Source organism: Tunturibacter gelidoferens (assembly GCF_040358255.1).
GTDB lineage: Bacteria > Acidobacteriota > Terriglobia > Terriglobales > Acidobacteriaceae > Edaphobacter > Edaphobacter gelidiferens.
Genome location: NZ_CP132938.1, coordinates 773,064 through 796,581 on the forward strand (window position 1 = coordinate 773,064; position 23,518 = coordinate 796,581).

24 protein-coding genes are annotated in these 23,518 nt (G+C 58.2%); 21 read left to right on the forward strand and 3 right to left on the reverse strand.

Annotated features, from left to right (window positions below; genetic code table 11):
- Positions 1-135: 135 nt before the first annotated feature.
- From RBB81_RS03660 to ilvA, 8 genes are all read left to right on the forward strand, one after another.
- On the forward strand, positions 136-2,151 hold the full coding sequence (locus tag RBB81_RS03660) for a glycosyl hydrolase family 28-related protein (RefSeq protein ID WP_353072751.1): 2,016 nt from the start codon (positions 136-138) through the stop codon (positions 2,149-2,151).
- 516 nt (positions 2,152-2,667) lie between these two features.
- Positions 2,668-5,145, forward strand: a complete 2,478-nt coding sequence (locus tag RBB81_RS03665; RefSeq protein WP_183791016.1) for a RelA/SpoT family protein — start codon at positions 2,668-2,670, stop codon at positions 5,143-5,145.
- Between the two features lie 237 nt (positions 5,146-5,382).
- Positions 5,383-6,624 carry a tryptophan synthase subunit beta gene (gene trpB / locus RBB81_RS03670; protein WP_353072752.1) on the forward strand — a complete coding sequence of 414 codons (1,242 nt, stop codon included), beginning with the start codon at positions 5,383-5,385 and terminating at the stop codon, positions 6,622-6,624.
- 10 nt (positions 6,625-6,634) lie between these two features.
- Positions 6,635-7,396 carry a tryptophan synthase subunit alpha gene (trpA, locus tag RBB81_RS03675; protein ID WP_353072753.1) on the forward strand — a complete coding sequence of 254 codons (762 nt, stop codon included), beginning with the start codon at positions 6,635-6,637 and terminating at the stop codon, positions 7,394-7,396.
- 115 nt (positions 7,397-7,511) lie between these two features.
- Positions 7,512-7,775 (forward strand): chorismate mutase, encoded by a 264-nt coding sequence (locus RBB81_RS03680; protein ID WP_353072754.1) that lies wholly within the window; start codon positions 7,512-7,514, stop codon positions 7,773-7,775.
- Positions 7,776-7,863: 88 nt separating this feature from the next.
- Complete coding sequence (aroF, locus tag RBB81_RS03685) at positions 7,864-8,883, forward strand: 3-deoxy-7-phosphoheptulonate synthase (RefSeq protein ID WP_179580318.1); 1,020 nt, start codon at positions 7,864-7,866, stop codon at positions 8,881-8,883.
- An 18-nt stretch (positions 8,884-8,901) separates the two neighbouring features.
- A complete protein-coding gene (locus tag RBB81_RS03690; RefSeq protein ID WP_353072755.1) occupies positions 8,902-9,756 on the forward strand; it encodes a prephenate dehydrogenase in 855 nt (284 codons plus the stop codon).
- 48 nt (positions 9,757-9,804) lie between these two features.
- Positions 9,805-11,046, forward strand: coding sequence for a threonine ammonia-lyase (gene ilvA / locus RBB81_RS03695; protein WP_373563824.1), 1,242 nt, complete (start codon positions 9,805-9,807; stop codon positions 11,044-11,046).
- A gap of 24 nt (positions 11,047-11,070) precedes the next feature.
- Here ilvA and RBB81_RS03700 read toward each other — a convergent pair whose 3' ends face one another.
- On the reverse strand, positions 11,071-11,712 hold the full coding sequence (locus tag RBB81_RS03700) for an energy transducer TonB (RefSeq protein WP_353072756.1): 642 nt from the start codon (positions 11,710-11,712) through the stop codon (positions 11,071-11,073).
- 41 nt (positions 11,713-11,753) lie between these two features.
- The gene (locus RBB81_RS03705) at positions 11,754-12,896 is read right to left on the reverse strand and encodes a D-alanine--D-alanine ligase family protein (RefSeq protein ID WP_353073892.1); all 1,143 of its coding nucleotides are present in this window, start codon (positions 12,894-12,896) and stop codon (positions 11,754-11,756) included.
- A gap of 305 nt (positions 12,897-13,201) precedes the next feature.
- Between RBB81_RS03705 and RBB81_RS03710 the strand changes: the two genes are divergently transcribed.
- The 7 genes from RBB81_RS03710 to RBB81_RS03740 all read left to right on the forward strand — a co-directional run bounded on the left by RBB81_RS03710 (position 13,202) and on the right by RBB81_RS03740 (position 17,472).
- The gene (locus RBB81_RS03710; RefSeq protein ID WP_353072757.1) at positions 13,202-13,648 is read left to right on the forward strand and encodes a DUF2256 and DUF3253 domain-containing protein; all 447 of its coding nucleotides are present in this window, start codon (positions 13,202-13,204) and stop codon (positions 13,646-13,648) included.
- Positions 13,649-13,789: 141 nt separating this feature from the next.
- Complete coding sequence (locus RBB81_RS03715) at positions 13,790-14,113, forward strand: hypothetical protein (RefSeq protein ID WP_179580324.1); 324 nt, start codon at positions 13,790-13,792, stop codon at positions 14,111-14,113.
- An 82-nt stretch (positions 14,114-14,195) separates the two neighbouring features.
- Complete coding sequence (locus RBB81_RS03720) at positions 14,196-14,663, forward strand: hypothetical protein (RefSeq protein WP_183791004.1); 468 nt, start codon at positions 14,196-14,198, stop codon at positions 14,661-14,663.
- Positions 14,664-14,975: 312 nt separating this feature from the next.
- Positions 14,976-15,434, forward strand: coding sequence for an MmcQ/YjbR family DNA-binding protein (locus tag RBB81_RS03725; RefSeq protein ID WP_353072758.1), 459 nt, complete (start codon positions 14,976-14,978; stop codon positions 15,432-15,434).
- Positions 15,435-15,572: 138 nt separating this feature from the next.
- Positions 15,573-16,517, forward strand: coding sequence for an aldo/keto reductase (locus tag RBB81_RS03730; protein ID WP_179580331.1), 945 nt, complete (start codon positions 15,573-15,575; stop codon positions 16,515-16,517).
- A 25-nt stretch (positions 16,518-16,542) separates the two neighbouring features.
- Complete coding sequence (locus tag RBB81_RS03735) at positions 16,543-16,926, forward strand: nuclear transport factor 2 family protein (RefSeq protein ID WP_179580333.1); 384 nt, start codon at positions 16,543-16,545, stop codon at positions 16,924-16,926.
- Positions 16,927-17,070: 144 nt separating this feature from the next.
- Positions 17,071-17,472 carry a DUF1801 domain-containing protein gene (locus tag RBB81_RS03740; protein ID WP_353072759.1) on the forward strand — a complete coding sequence of 134 codons (402 nt, stop codon included), beginning with the start codon at positions 17,071-17,073 and terminating at the stop codon, positions 17,470-17,472.
- An 85-nt stretch (positions 17,473-17,557) separates the two neighbouring features.
- On the opposite strand, the gene RBB81_RS03745 is transcribed toward RBB81_RS03740, so the two are convergent.
- Positions 17,558-17,947 (reverse strand): DoxX family membrane protein, encoded by a 390-nt coding sequence (locus RBB81_RS03745; RefSeq protein WP_183791001.1) that lies wholly within the window; start codon positions 17,945-17,947, stop codon positions 17,558-17,560.
- Between the two features lie 91 nt (positions 17,948-18,038).
- On the opposite strand from RBB81_RS03745, the gene RBB81_RS03750 reads away from it, so the two are divergent.
- The 6 genes from RBB81_RS03750 to RBB81_RS03775 all read left to right on the forward strand — a co-directional run bounded on the left by RBB81_RS03750 (position 18,039) and on the right by RBB81_RS03775 (position 23,500).
- Entirely contained in the window at positions 18,039-18,842 is an 804-nt protein-coding gene (locus RBB81_RS03750; protein WP_353072760.1) for an SDR family NAD(P)-dependent oxidoreductase, read from the forward strand.
- 11 nt (positions 18,843-18,853) lie between these two features.
- A complete protein-coding gene (locus tag RBB81_RS03755; protein ID WP_353072761.1) occupies positions 18,854-19,720 on the forward strand; it encodes a hypothetical protein in 867 nt (288 codons plus the stop codon).
- Positions 19,721-19,771: 51 nt separating this feature from the next.
- Positions 19,772-20,827 (forward strand): cysteine synthase A, encoded by a 1,056-nt coding sequence (gene cysK / locus RBB81_RS03760; protein WP_353072762.1) that lies wholly within the window; start codon positions 19,772-19,774, stop codon positions 20,825-20,827.
- A 160-nt stretch (positions 20,828-20,987) separates the two neighbouring features.
- Positions 20,988-21,509: a 3-hydroxyacyl-ACP dehydratase FabZ gene (gene fabZ, locus RBB81_RS03765; RefSeq protein ID WP_353072763.1), complete on the forward strand. Its 522-nt coding sequence runs from the start codon at positions 20,988-20,990 to the stop codon at positions 21,507-21,509.
- Complete coding sequence (lpxA, locus tag RBB81_RS03770) at positions 21,506-22,291, forward strand: acyl-ACP--UDP-N-acetylglucosamine O-acyltransferase (RefSeq protein ID WP_179580345.1); 786 nt, start codon at positions 21,506-21,508, stop codon at positions 22,289-22,291. The genes fabZ and lpxA overlap by 4 nt, the downstream gene beginning before the upstream one ends.
- Before the next feature lie 51 nt (positions 22,292-22,342).
- Positions 22,343-23,500, forward strand: a complete 1,158-nt coding sequence (locus tag RBB81_RS03775; RefSeq protein ID WP_353072764.1) for a Gfo/Idh/MocA family protein — start codon at positions 22,343-22,345, stop codon at positions 23,498-23,500.
- Positions 23,501-23,518 lie beyond the last annotated feature (18 nt).

Below are 23,518 nucleotides of genomic sequence, written 5' to 3' on the forward strand. Positions count from 1 at the left end.
CTTACCCCGAAGTTGTATATAAAAGGTCCGCCCGCGCTCGACCGGATATCTAAAGCGCGTGGCTCGAGGCAGCCTGCTCGGTGGGTCCAACCGTCCTCTTTGTGTGCCAAAAGAAAAAGCTAATCAGGAGGCATCATGAAATTTCAGGGATTCCTGAGTCGCGCGTCTCGCTTTGTCCTGTGCCTGACCGCATCGTATGCTCTACCCCTCTACGCAGCTCCCCAAACCCCTTCGGTAACCCGCGCGGCGCTTGACCCGTCGCTGGTCGATGATCGTGGGGCGAACGCTCACTTTGTTGAGCAGGAGGCTGAGAATGCGGTGACCGACGGCACGATCATTGGCCCCGCCCGGACCGCATACACGCTTCCCGCCGAAGCGTCGGGTCGCGCGGCGGTCCAGCTCCTCCCCGGACAATATGTCGAGTTCACCCTGCCCGAAGCGGCCAATGCGATTACGGTGCGTTACAGCATCCCGGATGCGCCAACCGGCGGAGGTATTACGGCACCGCTTGAGGTCTCAGTTAACGGCCGTTCTCTTGTCACCATGACGCTCACTTCGCAGTACGCATGGCTCTATAACCAGTACCCGTTCTCCAATGATCCGAACGCCGGCCTGTTGTTTCCCGATCAATATATTACCGAGTGTGCCTGCGTACCGTCGGCCACGACCCCGCCGCCGGTGATCACCAAACCGTTCCGACCGAACCACTTCTACGACGAACAGCGTTTGCTGCTCGGTCACAGATACCATGAGGGCGACAAGATCCGCCTCACCGCTCCGGCCTCGAGCAATGCCGCCTGGACAGTAATTGACTTGCTTGACTCCGAGGTGGTTGGCCCCCCGCAGCACCGCGACGAGCCTGCCGTGAACGTGCAGCGGTTCGGTGCCGATCCGACCGGGCAGCGCGATTCGGCGGACGCGTTTGACACAGCGATCGCATTCGCGAAGGCCTGGCACCGCGAGGTCTACTTGCCGCCAGGCACATATCAGGTGAACCGCCATATTCTCGTTGACAACGTCACAATCGAAGGTGCCGGTAACTGGTACACGATCGTCAAGGGACACCAGGTGACCCTGAGTACTCCTTTGCCCGATGGCTCGGTGCACACCGGCGTCGGTTTCTACGGCAAGTACGTTGCCGACGGTGGCAGCTCGAATGTCCATCTCTCCGGCTTCGCCATCGAGGGTGATGTCCGGGAGCGCATTGATAGCGACCAAGTAAACGGCATAGGCGGCTCGTTGAGCCATTCGACGATCGAAGGGCTCTACATCCATCACACGAAGGTGGGCATGTGGTTCGATGGCCCGATGTCGAACCTAAGAATCCGCAACAACATCATCGTGGACCAGATCGCCGATGGGATCAACTTCCACACCGGCGTCACCAACTCGGTCGTGGCGAATAACTTTGTTCGCAACACCGGGGACGACGCCCTAGCTATGTGGTCGGATAAGATTGAGGATGCCAACAACACCTTCGATCACAACACGGTGCAGACACCGGTGTTGGCCAACGGCATCGCCCTCTACGGTGGCACGGACAACACCATTTCGAACAACCTCGTGGCCGATCCGATCCGCGAAGGCAGCGGATTACAGGTTGGTTCCCGCTTTGGAGCCCAGCCGTTCACCGGGAGCTTATGGATCACGAACAACACTACGGTTCGGTCTGGCCCGTTTGAGCTGAACTGGAACATCGGCCTGGGCGCCATCTGGATCTACGCGTTGGAGGGAAGTATTAACGCGGACCTTGAGGTGGTCGGCAACAGCTTTCTTGACAACACCTACAACGCGATCATGCTGGTCAGCGATTTCCCCGTAAAAGACCTGTACACGATCACGAACGTGCACTTCAAGGATGACCGGGTTGACGGCACGGGCACCTCGGTGGTCAGCGCACGGGTGGCAGGTTCGGCATCCTTCGAGAACGTGGAGGCCCGCAACGTAGGCGCCGTTGGCGTCAATAACTGCGGTTCGTTCCACTTCACTCCGGCCGGGTCGGAGTTCACGCTGACCGATCTTGGCGGCAATGTTGGCGGCGGCACTACCGGACCCTGGCTGGCCCCGTGGGAGCTGCCCAATACTATTACTTGCGACGACCGTCCACCGGTCGTTCCACCACCACCGCCTTCTCCCTGGGTTACGCCCTAGTAGTACGCAGCGGAAAGATGTTCTGTTCAACCCCGATTCCCCACGTCTCTTACGAACTTTGAGACGTGGGGATCGGCGTTTTTCTGGCGATCGTTTCAGTAGGAGTAGGCCGCGTCCGCCACAAGGAGCGTGTAATAGGCGGGGTCAGCCAAGCCCGCATCGCTGCTGGTAAAGGAGTCAACTCCTGGAGTTGGGAGCCTCCATGGTATCGCCGAGCTAACAAGAACCAAGCGATTTCCGCGCATCCGTCAGAAAGAGCGCGTGAGGGCGCTCGTCGAGATCTTCACTTTCCCAAGATGAAACGGCACAGGTGGTGAAAGCGCGATGACTGTAATAGGCGCGCTCTCGTCTTTTCGCGAGCTAGGCGAGATGAGTCCTCACAAACGCGCTTCTCGTCGGTGGACTTCCGGTTTGTCGGAATTCCCCAAAGTTGGGGGCGTGGCAGATCTCCTTGAAGCGCATAGCCTTCTTTCGTTATGGCTGCTAAGGGGTTGACCGGTCGGCCTATAATGAACTATGGCAATCGCTCCTCCGGCCTCTTCGCAGGCTGGCCCGCAGCCGAAGCCGCACGACGAACCGAAGAGCCAACCGGATGTGGAACATACCGATACGGGGATCGAGCTGGAGACAGCTCTTCCGGTCGCGGAACCACCGGTTGGATCGGACACGACCTCTCGCGTGAAGAAGAAGAAGCCTGCGGTGCCTGATTCCTCGGCGCTGGTGATTGCGGGCGTGGAGGAGTCGTCGGCGACCCATCTGGCGGGCAGTTCGGCGAAGGATATTCATGCGGTGGATGCGAAGTTTCATCGGCTGCTGGAGACTGTGCATGAGAACCGGCCTGCGGATGATCTGGAGATCATTCGCGGCGCATGGGCGTTCTGCCTGCAGCAGCATGAAGGACAGAAGCGGGCCAGCGGCGAGCCCTACATCATTCATCCGCTGGAAGTGGCGCAGGTGCTGGCCGAGTTGAAGATGGATTCGACTGCGATTGCGGCGGGGCTTTTGCATGATGCGGTCGAAGATACCGATGTCACGTCGGCTGAGATCGCGAAACGGTTCGGCGATCAGGTCGCTCACATCGTGGAGGGTGTGACGAAGCTCGAAAAGATCAAGTTTGCGAATCGTGAGGACCACCAGGCAGAGAACATTCGCAAGATGCTGCTGGCGATGGTGACCGATGTTCGCGTGGTGATCATCAAGCTCGCGGACCGGCTGCACAACATGCGAACGCTTGAGCACCTGAAGCCAGAGAAGCAGCAGAAGATCGCGCGGGAGACGCTGGATATTTATGCTCCGCTGGCGCACCGGCTGGGTATGGGCAAACTGCGTGGGGAGCTGGAGGATCTGGCGTTTCGGTATACCGATCCTTATGCGTATGAGCAGGTGTCGACCGAGGTAGACGCACTACGCGGCGCCGGCGAAGAGTTTCTGCAGAAGATCGTGACGCAGCTTGAGGCGAAGCTGAAGGAGTTCAAGATCCAGGGCCGGGTGGAGTCGCGCATCAAGCGGCTTTATTCGATTCAACAGAAGCTGGTGGATCAGAAGATTCCGGTCGATCAGGTCTACGATTTGCTGGCGATTCGTGTGATCTGTAACTCGGTGCAGGATTGTTATGCGCTGCTTGGGTTGCTGCACTCGATCTGGCGACCGGTGCCAGGCAGGATTAAGGACTTTATCGCGATGCCTCGGCCGAATCTTTATCAATCGCTGCATACGACGTTGATTGCTGAAGGTGGTCATCAGTTCGAGGTGCAGATTCGTACGGAGGATATGCATCGCGTCGCAGAGGAAGGGATCGCGGCGCACTGGAAGTACAAGGCCTCAGACAATGTGAGTGCGAAGGACGAGCAGAGACTGGCGTGGGTGAGGCAGTTGATGGAATGGCAGCGGGAGATGACCGATCCCAATGAGTTCATGTCGACGCTGAAGATCGATTTGTATCCGGAGGAGGTTTATACCTTCACACCGAAGGGCAAGGTGGTGGTTCTGCCGAAGGACGCGAGCCCGATCGACTTCGCGTATACGATTCATACCGAAGTTGGAAACACGACGGTGGGCGCGAAGGTGAATGGTCGGATTGTTCCGCTGCGGACGAAGTTGCGCAACGGCGACATCGTCGAGATTACAACGCAAGCGGGACATGCTCCTAGCCGCGACTGGCTTAGCTTTACGAAGAGTTCGCGGGCGCGGAACAAGATAAAGCACTGGCTGAATGAACATCAGCGCGAACGAGCGATCGAGATCGGCAAGAAGCTGCTGGACCGTGAGGCGAGGAAATACAAGCTGTCACTGGGCAGGTTTCATGAGGCTGACTATGACAAGGTCGCCAGTGAGTATGGGTTAGGGACTCAGGCGGAGCTGCTGGCGGGTGTCGGGTTTGGGAAGTTTTCGGCTCGACAGGTGTTGAATAAGCTGGAGCCGGGTTCGACAATGTCGGCGGAGCCTGCGGCGCCGGAGGGTGGAATCGGCAATACGGTTGGGCAGATGTCGGAGGCGGTGAAGCGAGTCTTCTTCGGCAAGGGATCTGACTCATTGCAGGTGGAGGGGCAGGACGATCTGCTGGTGTACCGAGCGCGTTGTTGTAACCCAATTCGCGGTGAGGAGATTGTTGGTTACGTAACGCGGGGCAAGGGCGTGGCGGTGCATGCGAGAAGCTGTCCGAATGTACAGAATCTGCTGTATGAGTCGGATAGAAGGATCCAGGTGGAGTGGTCGCCGTCGCCGACGGAGCCGGGAACGAATAAGGCGCAGACTTATCCCGTGAAGCTGACGGTGTTGTGCGATGACCGAGCGGGTATGTTGAAGGAGTTTACGGCTATCATCTCCGATGATGGGACGAATATCCGGAGTGTGGATACGAAACCGATGCCGGATGGCCAGGTCATGGTGGACTTCGTGGTGGAGACGGTTGACGTGCGGCACCTGAACAAACTGGTGCAGAACCTGCGGAAGGTTCCGGGTGTGCGGGATGTGCAGCGTGTGCAGAAGATATAACTTTGCGGCTGGCGGGGTTGCAGAGGCGCTGAGCAGGATGTATGGTTGATACCAAGATGATTACTCAGTCCAGCCGAATTTCGTTTATTCTCCGCTATTGGCGCACAATAGCGGCCTCGGCGGAGTAGCTTCATCTGAGAGATCTGTAACTTCAGTTGATTCGACATTCCTACGAGCCGCGACCTTCCAAGTCGCGGCTTTCGTTTTTTACGCAAGGCGAGATTGCAGGAGAGACCAATGAGTGTCAGTTCGACGGCAGGTGTGACGACGGCGGCGGTGGCGGGGCGGTTTGGAGCGTATGGCGGGAGATATGTTCCGGAGACGCTGATGGCGGCGCTGGAGGAGCTGGAACAGGCGTATGCGTTGGCTCAGAGTGATCCGGAGTTTCAGGCTGAGCTGGATGACCTGTTGCACAACTACTGTGGACGGCCCACTCCACTGTACTTTGCGAAGAGGCTGACCGGGCAACTGGGCGGGGCGAAGATCTATTTGAAGCGCGAAGATCTGCTACATACCGGCGCGCACAAGATCAATAATGCGCTAGGCCAAGGGCTGCTGGCACGGCGGATGGGGAAACAACGAATCATCGCAGAGACCGGCGCGGGACAGCACGGGGTGGCGACGGCGACGGTTTGTGCGCTGCTGGGTCTGGAGTGCGTCGTCTACATGGGCGAGGAGGACATGCGGCGGCAGGAGCTGAATGTGTACCGGATGCGGTTGCTGGGGGCGGAGGTGCGCGGGGTTTCGGCTGGGTCGGCTACGTTGAAGGATGCGATCAATGACGCGATGCGGGACTGGGTAACGAATGTGCGGACGACTTATTACATTCTCGGCAGTGCGCTGGGGGCGCATCCCTATCCGACGATGGTCCGGGACTTTCATCGGGTGATCAGCCGTGAGGCGCGGGCGCAAATGCTGGAGCAGGAGGGGAAGCTGCCTACGGCGATCGTCGCCTGCGTGGGCGGTGGCTCGAATGCTATTGGCGCGTTCTATGAGTTCTTGCCTGATGCGAATGTTCAGTTGATCGGCGTTGAGGCGGGTGGCCGCGGGACGGCGTTGGGAGAGCATGCGGCGCGTTTTCAAAAAGTGGGCGGCGGCTTGCCGGGTGTGCTGCAGGGTACGTACTCGTATGTGTTACAAAATGACGCTGGGCAGGTGAGCAGCACGCACTCGGTCTCTGCGGGGCTGGACTATGCGAGCGTGGGGCCAGAGCACGCGATGCTGCATGATTCCGGGCGGGCGAGTTATGTCTCGTGTTCGGATGATGCTGCGCTGAAGGCGACGGTGACGTTGTCGAGGACGGAGGGGATTTTGCCGGCGCTTGAGAGTGCTCATGCGGTTGCGGAGGCGATTCGACTGGCTCCGACGCTGGCAAAGACGGATGTGCTGATGGTGAACCTGTCGGGACGCGGCGATAAGGATATGGGGATCCTGGCGAGGGAGCTTGATTTGAAGGGCAGCGAGAGAGCGAAAGGCTAAGTACAGGACGATGGCGATTGAGTTTAGAGAGAAGCCGGGGATTGTTGCTTATTTGACTGCAGGTGATCCGGACCTGGCGACGACCAAGGACATTGCGCTGGCTGCGATCGATAATGGCGCAGATGTGATTGAGCTGGGTGTTCCCTTTAGCGACCCGCTGGCGGATGGACCAGTGATTCAGCGAGCCAGTGAGCGGGCCGTGGCGCGAGGAGTGAGGTTGACCGATGTGCTAGAGCTGGCGAAGGAGCTGCGTGCGTTGCGGCCAGCTGCGGGATTGGTGCTGTTTTCTTACCTGAACCCCGTAGTACGGATGGGAATGAAGACGTTTTGTGCACGCGCGGCCGAAGCCGGGGCCGACGGAGTGCTGTTGACGGACATGATTGTCGAAGAGGCGGGCGAATATCTGGAGGAGATGAAGGCGAACAGACTGGCGCCAATCTTTCTGGCGGCGCCGACGAGTCCGGACGCTCGGCTGAAGGCGATCGCTGGGGTGTCGCAAGGGTTTGTGTATGCGATCTCCCGGGTCGGGATTACCGGAACACAGCAGAAGGTGGCCGGAGATGCTTCGGAGTTGGTGTCGCGACTGCGACAGTTTACGAAATTGCCGATTGCCGTGGGATTCGGCATCTCCAATGCTGAGCATGTGAGGGCGGTGGGTGAGTTTGCGGACGCGGCGATCGTCGGGAGCGCTCTCGTCGCTCTGATTGAAAAGACTCCGCCGCCAGAGGCGCCGACCGTAATTGGGCAGTTCATCGCGGGGTTGAGAGCATGAGGACAGTCAATGTGTCTGGACGAAGCGGCGCGATGGGACGTTTATCATGGTTAGTACAAAATACTCTGCGGCGAGCTGCGTTTAGACGTGCTGCGTTGCACTGCGAGGCGAGTGGATGGATATCTCCGACTGGAGACGGAAGATTGATGAGCTGGATGTTGAGATCGTTCGACTCATCAGCCAGCGAGCGGCAGCCGCACGCGCAATTGGAGAGCTCAAAAAGACTGCGGATCTGCCGGTCTATGAGCCGCGGCGGGAGCAGGAGGTCTTCGATCGTGTGCGCAAGGTGAATCCTGGCCCGCTGGCGGACGCTGAGCTGCTGCATGTGTACGAGCGGATCATCGACGTAATGCGAACGCTGCAGCGAAGAGACCTTTAGCTGGCCACACCGGTACTGGAAGCAATGCGACCTCCGAAATCGGTTTGTATCTAATTGAGTTACGTACAAAGAGAGTGAAGCGAAGACCATGATAGTTGCGATGCATGACCGGGCGACAGAAGAGAATATTCAGCAGGTGATTGAACGAATGGTGGAGCTTGGCTTCAACGTTCACCGCACTACCGGCGCGGCACAGACGATTCTGGCAGGCGTGGGGACGCCGGAACACTTCGAGGTTGCGGAGTTCAAGGTACTGGCTGGCGTTTATGACGCTTATCGCATCTCGTCGCCGTACAAGCTGGCTGGGCGGAACTTCCGACCCGAAGGAACTACGATTACATTTCCAAACGGCGTGGTGGTAGGCGGAGAGGAAGTTGTCGTGATGGCAGGGCCGTGCTCGGTGGAGTCACGGGAGCAGATTCTGACCAGCGCAAAACAGGTTGCGGCAGCAGGAGCGAAGTTTTTGCGGGGTGGAGCTTTTAAACCTCGCAGTTCGCCTTACAGCTTTCAGGGCATGGGGCTCGATGGGCTGAAGCTGCTGCGTGAGGTCTCCGATGAGACGGGGCTGCTGGTTATCACGGAGGTGATGGAGATCTCGCAGATCGAGTTGATGCTGCCCTATATCGACTGCTTCCAGGTGGGCGCGCGCAATATGCAGAATTTCAACCTGCTGCGCGAGCTTGGGCATGTGCGAAAGCCGGTGCTGATGAAACGCGGGATCTCGGCGACCATCGAAGAGGTGCTGTTGAGCGCCGAGTACATTTTGTCTGGCGGCAACTACAGCCTGATGCTCTGCGAACGAGGGATTCGGACGTACGAGACCTATACGCGGAATACGATGGATATCTCGGCGATTCCGGTGCTGAAGAAGCTGACCCACCTTCCTGTGCTGGGTGATCCGTCGCATGGCGTCGGGATTCGCGATCTGGTGCCGCCGATGGCTCTCGCGAGCGTGGCAGCTGGGGCGGACGGGTTGTTGATGGAGATGCATCCTAACCCCGATAAAGCGATGAGCGATGGAGCGCAGAGTTTGTATCCCGAACAGCTACAAAAGCTTATGGCACAGCTACGGTTGCTGGCGCCGGTGGTGAAGAGGACGATTGCTTAAGGCGAGGATTCCAGGATAATGGAGCGGGTATTCATCATTGGGACAGGGCTTATTGGCGCTTCGACGGGCCTGGCGCTACGTGCGGCTGGTTTTGGGGGCCGCATCGACGGGTGGGATACGAGTCAGCTCGAGATGGCTTCGGCCGTGCAGATGGGCGCGATCGACGGCAGGGCTGCGAGTCGAGAGAATGCTCTGGAACTAGCGCGACTGGCTGATGTAATTGTTCTGGCGGTCCCGGTGCTTGCGATCAAAGACTGGATGCAGCAACTGGCGCCCGTGCTCCACACTGGGCAACTTGTGACTGATGTAGGGAGCACGAAGCTTGAGATCGTGGAGTTGGCTCGGCAATTATTCGCAGGAGATGCTGATGCTGTTTTTCTTCCTGGACATCCGATGGCGGGCAAAGAGTCTGGAGGCGCTTTGCTGGCGGAGGCGGGATTGTTTGATGGCGCGATGTGGCTGTTTACGCCGATATCGGTCGAGATGACAGCGATTGAGAAAGACTGGCGCGGGTGGATTGGGTGCTTCGGGTCGCGGATGCTGGATATGGATGCGACGCGGCACGACGAGATGTGCGCCTGGGTGAGTCATCTGCCGCAGATGCTGTCGACTGCGCTGGCGGCGCTGCTTGAGGAGAAGTTTGGCGATGCTCCGGAGATTGCGGCGATTGGCGGGCGCGCGCTGCGAGAGACGACGCGGCTGGGAGCCAGTCCATACAGCATGTGGCGAGATGTAGCGATGACGAACACCGGGCCGGTCGCGGATACTCTGCTGGCGTTGGAGCAAAGATTGCAGCACGTGCGGGAGAATCTGCGGACGCCGGAGTTGCGGGATGAGTTTGTGCTGGCTAACCGGTTTCGTCAGCGGCGGTGATTGAGCGTTGCGCTAGAAGATGATGTTTTGCGAGTTTGAAGAGAGATCATGATGCCTGTGAAGGATTCAATAAGCCAATTGAGTATCGGCCTTGCGGACGTCGCTGCTGCGCGAGAGCGGGTACGTGGAGCGATTTACTATTCGCCTTGCCCGCACTCGCAGATGCTGTCTGCGCTGACAGGGCAACAGGTGTATTTGAAGCTCGAAAATCTGCAGATGACCGGCTCGTTCAAAGAACGCGGGGCGCTGAACCGGATTGCGATGCTGACGGCGGAGCAAGCTGCGCGTGGCGTGGTGGCGGCAAGCGCGGGGAACCATGCTCAGGGTGTGGCCTACCACGCGACGAAGCGAGGGATTCGTGCGCTGATCGTGATGCCACTGGCGACGCCTCTTGTAAAGGTAACGGCGACGCGTGGATTTGGCGCGGAGGTGGTGCTGCACGGGGCGAACTATGACGAGGCTTGCGAGGAGGCTACACGGCTTTGCGAGGCGGAGGGAATGACGTTTATTCATCCGTTCGACGATGCGATGGTAATGGCCGGCCAGGGCACGATTGGACTGGAGCTGCTGGAGCAGGTGCCTCAGTTGGAAGCGGTGGTGGTTCCTATTGGCGGCGGGGGGTTGATTGGCGGGATCGCCTGCGCGATCAAAGAGTCGCGCCCGGAGGTTCGTGTGATTGGGGTTCAGACCTCGAGACTGCCTTCGATGGTGGCGGCGCGAACGGTTGGACATCCGGTGACGCTGGAGCCTTCGACGACGATCGCAGATGGTATTGCGGTGCGGCGTGCGGGAGATACGACCTTTCCAGTGGTCGAGCGCTATGTCGATGAGATTGTGACCGTTGATGAGGATGAGATTGCTTCGGCGATTCTTGTTTTGCTCGAGCGCGAAAAAACATTGGCAGAAGGCGCGGGAGCTGCGGCATTGGCGGCGTTACTACAGAGGAAGACTACGTTGAATGGGGCGCATACTGCGGTGATGGTGTGCGGCGGAAATATCGATGTGACGCTGCTGAGCAGGATTATTGAACGCGGCCTCGTGCAGGACGGAAGGATGATCCGGTTGAGGATTCATCTGCTGGATAAGCCCGGGGCGCTTGCGGAGCTGACGCTGTTGATTGCGAAGTACCGCGCGAACATCGTGGATACGCTCTACAACCGGGCATATTACGGGGTAAACCTGGGCGATACGACGATCGATATCACCCTGGAGACGCGCGGACGAGAGCAGGTTGAGGAGTTACTGGCGGCGATGACGGCTGGTGGTTACAGATACAGTCAGGTGATCTAGCGGTTTCGCAGAGATTCTGTGCGGTTAGGACTTTTCGTAGTGGAAGTGAAGTTCCTGCTCGCTGGCTACGGGCTGGCCGTCTTTGGTGGCGGGATGGAAGGTCCACTGCTGAACGGTGGCGATGACGTTTTCATCGATGCCGTGGCCGAGACCGCTGGTCATTTTTATGTCGGCGATCTTGCCTGTGGTGTCGATGACGATGTCGAGGATGACGTCGCCTTTGGTGCCATGTGGGAGCGCGGAGAGATCAGGTTTCGGCGGCGGGAAGTAACTTACCAGAGCGATGTTGATGTTTCCGGAGCCGAGTGAGTCGGCGCCAGCGGTCGAGTCAGGCTGGGCGGAGGCTGGGGAAACGGCGTTGGGTGAGGCGGTCGGCTCTTTGGGCTTTTGCGTGGGTGGCGATGGCAGCGGAGTGGTGGACTTGGCCTGTTTGGGCTGGGTCTTGGGGTTTGGTGCCGAGGTTTGTAGCGGGGCCCTGCCCGGGGAGTACGTCAGAAGCAGATTGGTTCCGTGCGGACTGCCGGGGAGGTGGATCGGTGCGATCCAGGAGGCGTGTTGGTGGACGAGAACGGCGATGAGAAGCAGATGCAGAAGGGACGAGGCTATAGCGTAGGTCGGCATGCGGTGTGGCGCTGTGACGGGTTTGCCGATGGGATCTATACTCAATCTCCTCCTTTATCTGAGATGTGACCGCAATGCGATCTCTGTTAGACGCGAGTGAAGGTGGTCTGTTGTTTTTCCTGGTGGCGTTCGGCGGCAAGGGCGATGAGGCGGTCGATGAGTTGTTTGTAGGGCAGACCGGTGGCTTCCCATAGCTTGGGGTACATGCTGATACTGGTGAAACCGGGCATGGTATTGATTTCGTTGAGGTAGATGTGGGCGGCTTTTGATTCTTTGCCCTTCTTATTTACCACCGCCGGCTCCATGAGGAAGTCGACGCGGGCTAGACCGGCGCAGTCGCAGGCGCGGAAGGCGGCGATGGCCATCTCGCGGATTTGTTTTGATTCGGATTTGGAGAGCTTCGCCGGGATGATGGGGATGGAGGCGTCGGAGTGGTACTTGGCGTTGTAGTCGTAGAACTCAGCGCCGGGGACGATCTCGCCGACGACGGAGGCCTCGGGGGAGTCGTTGCCGAGGACGGCTACTTCGAGTTCGCGGGGTTTGGCGCCGGGGCCGCCTACTCCCTGCTCGATGATGAGCTTGCGGTCGAAGCTGGCAGCGAGGTCCATGGCGGGGGCGAGTTCACTGCGGTCGTGAACTTTGCTGATGCCTACAGACGAGCCTAGATTCGCTGGTTTTACGAAGACGGGATACGAGAGCTTCTTCTCGATGCGCTTGATGCAGCGCTTGGCTTCGGCCTTCCACTCGCTGCGCAGGAGATTGACGTGTGGGGTTTGGGGCAAGCCAGCTGCGACGAAGAGCTGCTTCATCACAGACTTGTCCATGCCGGTGGCGGAGCCGAGGACGCCAGAGCCTACGTAGGCGATGTCGGCTAGTTCGAAGAGGCCCTGGATGGTGCCGTCTTCGCCGAAGGTGCCGTGGAGGACGGGGAAGATGACGTCGAGGGATTGGGCGAGGGAGCCGTTTTGCTGCGCGAGAGCTTCGTGGCTACTGGTGCTGGTGCGGAGTGCGACGGATTTAGTGGCGGTGCGTTTCTTCTGGATTGGCGCGGGTTTTGTGTTGCCTGCGAGCAGGTGCTGGGCTTCGGTGGAGGTGAGCCACTGGCCTTGTTTTGTAATTCCGACGGGAATTACTTCGTATTTTGTCTGGTCAATGGAGTTGAGGATGGAGGCGGCGGAGAGGAGAGAGACCTCGTGTTCGCCGGAGCGGCCACCGAAGAGGATGCCGATGCGAAGTTTTTTGGGGGGAGGGCCTGGTGGCCTGTTTTTTGGTCTGTTTTTTCTGTTTCGTCTGTCTGGTCATGGATAGGTACAAGTCTCTCCTAAATTGGAGAGGTTCTGCGGGAAAAAAAATGCTGGGTATCGAAGTGGTCTTTTGCTGTGGGTTTTGCTGATTCTGGTGCGTTTCGTCGTGGTTTTTTGTGGTGAGGTTGTGGTGATTTGCGTGGCTGATGTGGTGTTTTAGCAGTCACTTTTCGAGGTCAAAAAAATACGCCAACTTTTTATAATAATTTTCCGGGATTCCGCCCGGATCGGTGAATGGTTCTGGAGCTTTCTGCATCTTTCCCTTTATGCCGGACCGGAGACGCAAACCCGAACGTACGACTCCGCACAAGGACAAGATCTGCAAGACGTGTGGGCGCTCGTTTGAGTGGCGGAAGAAGTGGGAGCGGGACTGGGATGTGATCAAGTACTGCAGCGATGAGTGCAGGGGGCATAAGCCGGGGGAGTCGGATGCTGAGCTTGAGGCGGCGATTCTTGAGTTGTTGGCGGAGCGCGGGCGGGATAAGACGATCTGTCCTTCGGAGGCGGCCAAGGCGGTGGGTGGGCTGGCGAGCCGCCGGGACTGGGAGGGCTTGATGGAACCGGCACGAACTGCGGCGCGACGCCTGGTTGCGGCAGGGAAGATCGTTATGACACAGCGTGGACATGTGGTTGATCCTTCCACTGCAAAGGGAGCCATTCGTTTACGATTGCGTTGAAATTTTTGGGGTGGGGGGCGACAAGTCTATTTTCTCGCTGCTCATCTTCGACGTGGATGCTTCTAAATGAGGATGACAATCGCAAAGAAGTCAGCAGCCAGGAGTACGCCGTCAAAGCCTTCCAGGTCTTCCAGGATAAAAGTGAGCCCGAAGCGGAACAGCTCAACGCGAACTCGCGGGGCAGGTCATAGTTCGTCCAGCGAGACGGCTCATAAGACCGGTAAGAAGACTGCGAAGGGGCAGGCGTGGACCGAGGAGCACTCTGAGAACAAGAGTTCGACCGGACACGGCAGAGCTAAGAAGCAACCAGCGAAGCAGGAGTCGCGTTGCTGGCCGGGGTATGAGCCGGTTCCGGGGAAGAGTCGAGGGGAGAAGGGGAGCTGCAAGCCTAAGGCTCGTCAGACGGCGGCCGAGAAGAAGTCGGACGCGATGGCCTCGGCGGCGAATAAGCTGCGGAAGAGTTGAACGGTGGGTTTTATACTCCGGGATGGATCTCGAGCGAATTCGTCTCCGGGGTGCCACACAGATTCAAAAGAAAATTGCTCGAATGCCGGGGAACCGTGCTAAAAAACTAGCCATGACACCGCCGGCACGCAAATGGGTGATCGAAAAGATACAAGAGCTTGCACTTTGGACAGTGTTCGTGGTGCTGGCCGGCCTGTTTCCCATCTGGGTCGTTTACGATCACAAGCGCCTCACGAGTCTGAGTCCCGTCAGCACAACCCAGCTGATAATCCAAGGTGAGTTGTTGCTGGTCGCATTCGCAATCGCGGCAGATTCCACCTCCCGCGTAATGTCTCGAGTCTTCAACAGCGGAGGGAAGGCTAAGCGACAAACCTGGCAATTGCTTGGGATTCTGGCCAGCATCGTCTTTCTAGTCATGGCGGGGTGTGAATATACCACTGTCATAGCAGTTGGGCGAGCGATGGTGAACCCGGACTATGTCGCTAATCAGTCGCTCATTCTGTTCGTGGCGGCGCTATTTACCGGCGGCGGTCTAATTCTGCTGGATTAAGGAGAGTCCGAATGGATACTTTCACTGTTTTGGCGCTGATTGCTGGACTCGTTACGTTCGCCGCGGGGGTCGGTCGAGTGTACGAGCACGCCAGAAAAATCTCTCGAGAAGGCCCAGACACCGAATCCTCGAATAATCGATTTGGGGGCGGGGCGCCGCTCCGAAGGTGATTGCAAGTCAGGGTGACATGCCCACGGAACAAGCGGTTTTGATCGAGAGCGCGCCCGCACAGCTCTCTCAGTTCTGGAATTGGGCGGTGGAGGCGGCGAATAAGCTGCGGAAGGGCTGAGCGCCGGGTTTTATACTGCGGGGATGGATCTCGAACGGATTCGCGCTTACCTGCTGACGCTGCCCCATGTGGTGGATACGGTGCAGTGGAGTGGGAGCCTTGTCTTCTGGGTAGGAGATAAGGCGATTGGCGGCAAGATGTTTGCCATGTCGCGGGTTGATCAGGGGGTAAGCCCTGAGCGTGACGATAAGAGTCGCGTTATTTCCTACTCTGCCGGCAGGGAGCGCTACTATGAGTTGCTGGAGAGGGAGGGGATCTTTCCGGCTCCTTATGCGGCGCGGATCTTCTGGGTTGCAGTGAGGAGTTGGGACGTTTTTCGGAAGGCGGAGTGGGAGCATGAGCTGAGTGCTGGGCATGCGCTTACGTTGGCGAAGCTGCCGCCGAAGGTTCGGGCGGTGCTTGAGATGCCTGCGGGTCAGCAGAAGCGATTGATCGCGGAGCGGAGGAAGTTGCTGGCTGCGAAGAATGCTAAAGGACGGTGAACGGTCACCGGTACGCTCGCCTAATAGACTATGCCTGATTTCTCTGGCTTAATTGCTATTCAGGCGTCCTGATGAATCAGATGAGGGCGGTGGGCATCTACTTGTCGAGACACCAACTCGGTCCCAATCGAGGTTTTCATGATCGAATCTTCCGATTTTCGGACTACGAAAATATCGCTCAACCACGGAGCGGGCCATATGCCCGCACTCGGATTTGGCACTCTGATCCCCGATGCAGCAGCGACGATAAGTGCTACCAAAAACGCGCTGGAGGCCGGATTTCGACACTTCGACTGTGCGGAACGATACCGGAACGAGCGTGAGGTGGGCGAGGCCTTGCAGGCAGGACTTGCTGCTGGAGGGATTGCGCGCGAGGACATCTTCGTCACAACAAAATTGTGGAATAGCAATCATCGGCCCGAGCGCGTGGAACCGGCTTTCGAGGCGAGTCTGGACAGACTCAGGCTCAACTATCTGGATCTCTATCTCATTCACACGCCATTTGCGTTTCAACCGGGGGAGGAGCAGGATCCGCGGGATGAAAACGGCAATGTTATTTACGACCGCGATGTGACTTTGCTCGACACCTGGAGGGCGATGGAGGGTCTTGTGGATCGTGGCAGATGCCGCGCTATTGGACTGTCTGACATCACCCTGGACGGGCTTTTGCCCGTCTACGAATCGGCGAGAATCAAGCCAGCGGTCGTCCAAGTCGAGTCGCATCCGCATCTTCCGGAGACGGAGCTTCTGGAGTTCTGCAAGGAGAAGCGCATTGTGTTATTGGCTTTCGCACCTTTGGGTCATGGAATGCGGCCAGGGCCGCTCGAGGATCCAGTGATTGTGGCGATCGCCTCGCGAATTGGAAAGACGCCAGCGCAGGTGCTGCTGGCCTGGGCGGTGCAACGCGGCACGGCTTTGCTTACCACGCCAAAGACTGCGGACCGGGCGAGAGAGAATTTCAATATCTCTCCGCTTCCAGAAGACGCCTTTGACGAGATTAGCCGCATTCAGACCAGGCAGAGGCTGAACGACGTGGTGAATACCGGCAGCCCAGGTTTCATTCCACGAGTTGGATCAGCATGAAAGCCAACCAACACTGGAGCAAGCCATGCAAGAAGAACAAATACGCGAAGCATTGAACGCGCATTGGCGTGCGTCGGCAGCAGGCGATGCAAACGCAGAGCACGATATTTACGATGACGACTCGATCTGTGATTATCCGCAATCAGGCGAGCGAATCTTCGGGCGAAGCAATTTGCAGGCCTTGCGGAGTCATCATCCCGGCAAGCCGTCGGGGTTCGAGGTCAAGCGAATTGTCGGGAAAGGTGATCTCTGGGTCACGGAATACACCATCGTCTACCAGGGGCGAGCAGCATACACCGTGAGCATTATGGAGTTCCGCAACGGCAAGGTCGTGCACGAGACACAGTATTTCGCGGATCCGTTTGAGGCGCCATCCTGGCGAAGCCAATGGGTTCAGCGGATGGCGTGATGCCGGCATTGAGAATCGACTCGTACCGAGAGGGTCGGCTTATCGCAAGTGACACAGTATGGCGAGAAGGCTGTTGGAGGACCTATTTCTTTCTCGTGTAGTGGCACCACGTTACATTCGACTCAAGCCGACGGTGGAGTTCCGATGAGAACGGAGTTACTGCGATTTAACGGCGCCGTCGAACACGATCCCTCCATCGATGCGTGGATGAAAGAGCATGGAGGTGAGTTGGGAGCGATCGCGCAGCAGTGGTTTGAGAGGATGCGAAGATGCGGGGACGAAGTCCGGGAACTTCTGCATGACGGATGTCCGGTTGCATGTTTGGGAGATGCGCCTTTCGGCTATGTCAATGTATTCGCTTCGCACGTAAACATAGGATTCTTTCACGGCGCAACGCTACCGGATCCGGCCCGCTTGTTGCAAGGTACCGGCAAGTTCATGCGCCATGTGAAGCTGAGACCGGGAACAGCAACAGACGCCGCATCGCTCAGCAGTCTGATCGAGACGGCGTACTCGGACATAAAGGCTCGCGTGGAAAACGGTTAGCTCAGAGAGATGCTCTGAGGGTCGTCGCCGGATGGGGAGCCGGCCGCAACGGCGGTGGAGTTAGCGGCAACAGCCGCGGAGGCAGCTAGGCTCGGCGGCCGTCGGGGGTGAAGATTCCTTCAAAGGCTGGCCAGTAGGCCCAGATGAGGAAGATCTCCAGGAGAGCGCAGACGAGGCCGGGTCCGACTCCTGCCCCTCCGGTCAGGGTCAAGTGAAACAGCAGGATGTTGACCAGGATGGGGCCCAGGATTACGAGTGCGACGGGGACGTATCGGCCCACGAGCAACAGGATCCCGGCGACGGTGTAGAGGATTCCGTGGAAGGTCAGCCATCCATGCGTGAACATAATGTTGGCCAAGACGCCGGCGTCGCCGGGTATCGGCTGATTGGGGATGAAGTGGAAGAAGTTGTTGAGACCGAATACGAAGAAGACGAGTCCAAGCAGAATGCGTGCGATCAGGACGGCGATTTTCATGGGCAGCGAACTCCTCCGAACGTACTTGGTAGAGAATTCTCTGTGTTCGTTTCACTTGCGTCAAGAAGATTGATTGGATAGCGTCGAGTCTATGCTTACGAACGGTAACTCCGGTATCACGATGTCGCTGGCTGGGAAGGTCGCATTGATTACGGGCGGTTCGCGCGGAATCGGCGCTGCGACGGTTCGGATGTTTTGTCAGGCCGGGGCGAAGGTGGTGTTCAACTATCGCTTTGCGGCGGAGCAGGCTGAGGCTCTTGTCGCGGAGTGCGGCGGTCCGGAGGTGTGTCGTGCGGTGGAGCAGAGGCTTTCCAGCCCGGAAGAGGGAGACGCGCTGGTTGCGGCGGCGGTGGCTGCGTTTGGGCGGGTCGACTGCGCGATTCTGAATCACGGCATATGGCCTGCGCATGATGCGCCGATCGCAGAGATGACGAGTGAGCAGTGGCGCACGACGCTTGGCACGAATCTGGATAGTGTCTTCGGAGTGGTGAGGGCTGCGGTGGGCCAGATGAAGGCTCAGCCGAAGATGGGTGGTGCGCGTGGTCATATTGTTTTGATCAGTTCGACGGCGGGGCAGCGGGGTGAGGCGTTTCATGCGGACTACGCGGCTACTAAGGGGGCTCTGATCAGTTTGACCAAAAGTCTTTCGACGGAGCTGATTGGCGAGGGGATCTACTGCAACTGCGTAGCGCCTGGCTGGGTGGCGACCGATGCTACCGTTGGAGTGCTTCGCGATCCTGAGGTCTCGAAGCGGCTGCTCTCTCTGATTCCGCTGGGGCGTCCGGCGCATGTGGATGAGATTGCGGCTCCTATACTTTTTCTCTGTACTCCCTTCGCGGGGTTTATCTCAGGCGAGATCTTCAACGTCAACGGTGGGGCGGTGCTGGTCGGATGAGTGGAGTCTCGATGAAGCAGGTTGTGGCTAGAATCGGCGTTGCGCTTGCTCTTGGTCTGGGCCTGGGGGTGACTCGACCGTTGTGGTCGCAGGCGAATGACATTCCCAGTGCTGCTCCTGTGATGCCTGCGGGACAGACGCCGGAGCAACACGGGCGCAAGGTGCTGGATGAGATGGTCGAGGCGCTGGGCGGTGATGCGTGGCTGCATCGGCGCAATATGCGTGAGTTGGGGCATATTGGACGCTTCTTTCGTGGCACGCCGACGGGCGTCGTGATTGACTTTACTTCGACGCGCCAGTTTGCTACTGCTGATCGCTTTGAGGCGCTGCGCGTTGGATTTATCACCGATAAGAGCATTCTTTTGCCGGGGAAGAAGATCGATATTGTGCAGATCTGGACGGCCGGTAAGGGATATGAGGTGACTTACAAGGGGAGAGTCGAACTGCCGAAAGATCAGGTAGAAGACTTTTATCGACGCCGGGATCACTCGGTCGAAGCGGTAGTGAATACGTGGCTGAAGGCTCCGGGCGTGGTGGTGGTCTATGAAGGGACGAGCATGGTGGAGCGGCGTCTCGCCGAGAAGGTGACGATCCTGAACGATAACAATGACGCGGTGACGCTCGATCTGGACGTCACGACGCACCTGCCGCTACGCCGTACCTTCGAGTGGAGGAATGAGACGTTCAAAGACTTGGACGAAGACGCTGAGGAGTACGCGGACTATCACACGATCCAGGGGCTGCCGACGGCGTTTACGATCAGCCGATATCACAATGGCGACCTGACGAGCCAGACGTTTTTGCTGAAGGTGGAGTATGACGTGGATGCAGCTCCGGACATGTTCAATCCGGATGTGTTGTTGAAGAAAAAACAGTAGGGATGGCGCGGGTGTGAGTAGACTCTGTGCAGACCGAAGGAGTGACACGATATGAAACGGAAGTTCGCAAATATTCTGGAGACCGTGGGAAATACGCCAGTCGTTCGGATCAACAGGCTTGGGCCGCCGGATGTGAATCTGTTTGTGAAGATTGAGGCGTTCAATCCGCTGGGATCGGTGAAGGACCGGCTTGCGCTGGGTGTGATTGAGGATGCTGAGCGACGTGGGACGTTGAAGCCGGGGCAGACGGTGATTGAGGCTACGAGCGGCAATACGGGCATTGGGCTCGCGATGGTGTGTGCGCAGAAGGGATATCCGCTGGTGGTGGTGATGGCCGAGACGTTCAGCGTTGAGCGGAGAAAGCTGATGAGGTTCCTCGGCGCGAAGATTGTGCTGACACCTGCGGCGGAGAGGGCGGTGGGGATGGTCAGGAAGACGGATGAACTGGCGGAGAAACATGGGTGGTTTCGGACGCGGCAGTTTGAGAATGAAGCGAATGCGGATATGCACTCGCGCACGACGGCGCAGGAGATTCTGAATGATTTTGAGGACGATCGGCTGGACTATTGGGTGACGGGGTTCGGCACGGGTGGGACGCTGAAGGGGGTGGCGCGGGTGCTGGCGGAGAAGAGGCCGGAGACGAAGATTATTGTGTGCGAGCCGGATGCGGCACCGATGATCTCGAGTGGAGAGGCGCAGCCGCGGAATGCAGATCGGACGGCTTCGGGAAGCCACCCCGCGTGGACTCCGCATCCGCAGCAGGGCTGGAGCCCGGATTTTATCTCGAGCCTTACACAGGATGCGATCGATGAGCATCGGATTGACCAGGTGCTGCGGATTACGAACGGCGATGCGATGAAGTGCAGCAGGGAGCTGGCGCTGAAGGAAGGGATCTTCGTGGGGATTACTTCAGGGGCGACCTTTGCGGGTGCGCTGAGGGTGTGTGCTGAGGCGGCGAAGGGGTCGACCGTGCTGTGCATGCTGCCGGATACGGGGGAGCGGTACCTGAGTACGCCGCTGTTTGCGGATATTGCGGTGGATATGACGCCGGAGGAGCTGGAGATCTCGCGATCGACTCCGAGGGCGCAGCTTCAGCCAGCGGGGTGATGGTTCTTATGTTGCGGGTCCGCTTCGCGCGGGGCGGTCACTTCGTGACGGGTATACCCCTTCGGTTGGCGCTCCCGTTGGTCGCGAAGACAATATCTAGGCCGACCGCTGCAGTGCGGAAATCTCTCAGCGCGGTCCGGCGTTTATACTCATCCTTGCTATGAGCGAGACGACGACGGATCCGATTGCCGACGAACAGACTGCGGCACGCACTACGATGGACATTCTCGAGATCATGTCCCTGCTGCCGCACCGCTATCCTTTTCTACTGATCGATCGCGTGATCGAGATGGAGCGGAAGCAACGGATTGTGGCGATTAAGAATGTGACGATCAACGAGCCGCACTTTCAGGGACACTTTCCAGACTATCCGATTATGCCTGGGGTTCTGATGGTGGAGGCTATCGCGCAGACGGGCGGAGCTCTGCTGCTGACCGAGATTCCTGACCGCGACCAGAAGCTGATGGTGTTTACGGGGATTGAGAATGCAAGGTTTCGGCGGCCGGTGGTGCCGGGAGATCAGCTTCGCATTGAGGTGACGGTGCTTCAGTGGAGAAGCCGCGCTGTAAAGATGTTGGGTAACATCACGGTGGATGGCAAGCTGGTCTGCGATGCTACGGTGACGTGCCAGGTGGTGCCGCGGGTTGTGAAGAAAGCTACGCGGGAGGCTCCGGCAGAGTGAGTATTCATCCCACAGCCATCGTCGCGGCGGGGGCGCAGATCCCTGGCAGCTGCACGGTTGGTCCTTATTGCACGATAGGTCCTGATGTTGTGTTTGGCGAGGAGTGTGAGCTGGTATCGCATGTTGTGCTCGACGGGCATCTTACGATGGGGCGTGGGAATCGCATCTTCTCGTTTGCCTGCCTCGGGATCTCGCCTCAGGATTTGAAGTACGCCGGCGAGCCTACGCGGCTTGAGATCGGCGATGGCAACACGATTCGGGAGTACGTGACGATCTCGCGTGGGACCAAGGGCGGCGGGGGAGTTACCAGGGTCGGGAGTGAGTGCCTGATCATGGCCTATACGCACATTGGACATGACTCGCAGATTGGGAATGGTTGTATTCTTGCGAACTCCGCTACGCTGGCGGGCCATGTGACGGTGGAAGATTACGCGGTTGTGGGTGCGCTGTGTCCGGTGCATCAGTTCTGCCGGATTGGACGGTACTCCTACATCGGTGGGGGCACAACGATTACGCAGAATGTGCTTCCCTACTCGCTGACCTCGATTGAGCGGAATAATCACGCTTATGGGTTGAACAAAGTGGGGCTGGAGCGAAAGGGGTTTACTCCGCAACAGTTGAAGGAGCTGCGCGCGGCTTATCGTACGCTGCTTGCATCGAAGCTTAATATCTCTGATGCGCTCGCGGCGATTCGGGAAACCGTTGCCTCCGGCGGAGCGGGCGAACACGTTGCCTATCTCGCGGATTTTATCGCCAACAGTGAACGTGGGATTATCAAGTAAGCGTTTCGCGAGTCTTTGATACACAGCATCAGATTGGAGTTTTGGCCCGTTATGATCTCGTCGGTTAGAAATCGTCTCCTCTTCGCAGCTTCCTTTCTGGCAGCAACCTTCTCTTTTTCTACGAGCGCAGATGCTCAGACGGCTCCGCCGACACGTGTGGCAATTGTCGGGCTGGTTCATGGCCATGTGCAGGGCTTTCTGCATAATCTCGCCGCGCACCCGGAGATTGCTCTTGTGGGCATCTCTGAACCTGATCCGGCGCTGCGCCAGAAGTATATTGCGAAGACACACCTGTCTGGCGATCTGTTCTTCGCGACTGAAGCTGAGATGCTGAAGCATACGCAGCCGCAGGCGATTCTGGTTTATACCTCGATCGCGGGACATCGAGCAGCTATTGAGGAGGCTGCGCCGTTGCACATCGCGGCCATGGTGGAGAAGCCGCTGGCCACTACGGTGGAAGACGCGCTTGCCATTCAGGCGCTCTCGGAGAGGTACAACGTTCCTGTCCTGACGAACTACGAGACGACCTGGTACAACTCGAATACTGCAGCGGTAAAGATGCTGGAAGAGGGAAAGATTGGCGATCTGCGGAAGCTGGTCGTGCATGATGGTCACGAGGGTCCGAAGGAGATTGGGGTCGATCCGGAGTTTTTGAGCTGGCTCACCGATCCGAAGCAGAATGGCGCGGGTGCTCTGTTCGACTTTGGTTGCTATGGGGTGGACCTTGCGACGTGGATCCTGCATGGGGAGCTGCCAACAACTGTGACCGCGGTTACGCTGCAGATTAAGCCGAAGATCTATCCCAACGTTGATGATGACAGCACGGTGGTGCTGACCTATCCTCACGCGCAGGCGATCCTTCAGGGCTCGTGGAACTGGCCTTTTGCACGCAAGGATATGGAGATCTACGGGGCCACCGGGTATGTGGATACGGTGTATGAGGATGCAGCGCCAGGTGCGAAGCTTCGCGCTCGTTTGAGCGGAGAGAAATCTGAACACGTTGAGACTGCGCCGGCGCTTCAGGCTCCGCAAAATGATTCGCTGAACTATCTTGCGGCGGTTCTGGCCGGAACGGTGAAGCCGCAGCATGATCTGAACTCGCTCGATACGAACATCACTGTCGTTCGTATTCTCGATGCTGCGCGACGTTCTGCGCAGAGCGGGAAGACGATTTATGTCGCACAGGAAGTGGCAGCGGCGGCCAAGTAGCTTTTCTCGACGTGAAAA

Coding starts and splice junctions, on each gene's coding strand:
- RBB81_RS03660 (WP_353072751.1), top strand. CDS start 136: ATGAAATTTCAGGGATTCCTGAGTCGCGCGTCTCGCTTTGTCCTGTGC.
- RBB81_RS03665 (WP_183791016.1), top strand. CDS start 2,668: ATGGCAATCGCTCCTCCGGCCTCTTCGCAGGCTGGCCCGCAGCCGAAG.
- trpB (WP_353072752.1), top strand. CDS start 5,383: ATGAGTGTCAGTTCGACGGCAGGTGTGACGACGGCGGCGGTGGCGGGG.
- trpA (WP_353072753.1), top strand. CDS start 6,635: ATGGCGATTGAGTTTAGAGAGAAGCCGGGGATTGTTGCTTATTTGACT.
- RBB81_RS03680 (WP_353072754.1), top strand. CDS start 7,512: ATGGATATCTCCGACTGGAGACGGAAGATTGATGAGCTGGATGTTGAG.
- aroF (WP_179580318.1), top strand. CDS start 7,864: ATGATAGTTGCGATGCATGACCGGGCGACAGAAGAGAATATTCAGCAG.
- RBB81_RS03690 (WP_353072755.1), top strand. CDS start 8,902: ATGGAGCGGGTATTCATCATTGGGACAGGGCTTATTGGCGCTTCGACG.
- ilvA (WP_373563824.1), top strand. CDS start 9,805: ATGATGCCTGTGAAGGATTCAATAAGCCAATTGAGTATCGGCCTTGCG.
- RBB81_RS03720 (WP_183791004.1), top strand. CDS start 14,196: ATGCCGGGGAACCGTGCTAAAAAACTAGCCATGACACCGCCGGCACGC.
- RBB81_RS03725 (WP_353072758.1), top strand. CDS start 14,976: ATGGATCTCGAACGGATTCGCGCTTACCTGCTGACGCTGCCCCATGTG.
- RBB81_RS03730 (WP_179580331.1), top strand. CDS start 15,573: ATGATCGAATCTTCCGATTTTCGGACTACGAAAATATCGCTCAACCAC.
- RBB81_RS03735 (WP_179580333.1), top strand. CDS start 16,543: ATGCAAGAAGAACAAATACGCGAAGCATTGAACGCGCATTGGCGTGCG.
- RBB81_RS03740 (WP_353072759.1), top strand. CDS start 17,071: ATGAGAACGGAGTTACTGCGATTTAACGGCGCCGTCGAACACGATCCC.
- RBB81_RS03745 (WP_183791001.1), bottom strand. CDS start 17,947: ATGAAAATCGCCGTCCTGATCGCACGCATTCTGCTTGGACTCGTCTTC.
- RBB81_RS03750 (WP_353072760.1), top strand. CDS start 18,039: ATGCTTACGAACGGTAACTCCGGTATCACGATGTCGCTGGCTGGGAAG.
- RBB81_RS03755 (WP_353072761.1), top strand. CDS start 18,854: ATGAAGCAGGTTGTGGCTAGAATCGGCGTTGCGCTTGCTCTTGGTCTG.
- cysK (WP_353072762.1), top strand. CDS start 19,772: ATGAAACGGAAGTTCGCAAATATTCTGGAGACCGTGGGAAATACGCCA.
- fabZ (WP_353072763.1), top strand. CDS start 20,988: ATGAGCGAGACGACGACGGATCCGATTGCCGACGAACAGACTGCGGCA.
- RBB81_RS03775 (WP_353072764.1), top strand. CDS start 22,343: ATGATCTCGTCGGTTAGAAATCGTCTCCTCTTCGCAGCTTCCTTTCTG.